Source organism: Paenibacillus sp. AD87, from assembly GCF_001659845.1.
In the GTDB taxonomy this organism is placed as follows: Bacteria; Bacillota; Bacilli; order Paenibacillales; family Paenibacillaceae; genus Paenibacillus; species Paenibacillus marchantiae.
In genome coordinates this window covers 1-744 of the sequence record NZ_LXQN01000008.1, presented here as the reverse complement: position 1 = coordinate 744, position 744 = coordinate 1, and the positions used below count along the sequence as shown (strand labels likewise).

1 protein-coding gene is annotated in these 744 nt (G+C 48.4%); it reads right to left on the bottom strand.

Going from position 1 to position 744, the window contains the following annotated elements:
- Nucleotides 1-744 (bottom strand): glycosyl hydrolase (locus tag gpAD87_RS22935; protein WP_269453526.1); only part of this gene is annotated, 744 nt, incomplete at both ends.

Genomic DNA, 744 nt, shown 5'->3' with positions numbered 1-744 from the left:
AACAGAAGTACTTCAGGTGTACGCTTCATGGAAGAACCCAGTACACTCAACCGACCAAGATAATCGGCAAAAGTCCGATAATGTGGCCAATGCGGTGCATGCTTGAATTCCGTAGGTGGAAAGTCTGTTTTCCGATACCCTGCAAACGAATAGTAAAATGCATGCGGGATAAACAAATTAACGCCCAAAAATGCCATAAAATTAGCATCAAGCCGCCTTTGTCGCATGGCATAGGCATGACCGCTTGCACCAAATGACTCGCAAATAACTCTTTTTTTCCCGTCCAACTGTGCGACAGACGCGGCCGTCTTTACGGATACGATACGATGTGGATTCTCCTTTGTACCGATTCCATGTGTCAGGTAGTCCACACCTGCATAATGGAACTGCTGCAATACACGGGTTTGATTACCCTGCGACCGAGCCTGCCCCCAGACGGGCTCTTCCAGCGTATGGCCGATGTACAGTAAGCTGTGTGATTCACACCACGAACGAATAGCTTCGTGATAACCTTCTACATACCAACGGGTAATCGTATCATAATAGTCCTGCCTCGCAGAACTACTGCCATCGGCCATCCTATATAACAACGCACCTAATCTTGGAATCAGATCATATCCGTTCTCCTGTTGATAGCGCTCCACCATCCCATGTGTCCAAGCGAACACGATTCCGGGCAGAGTTGCATTCACATCCTGAACCGACGTTCGGATGGCTTCGACTCCGAAAAAACCGTCATGGATC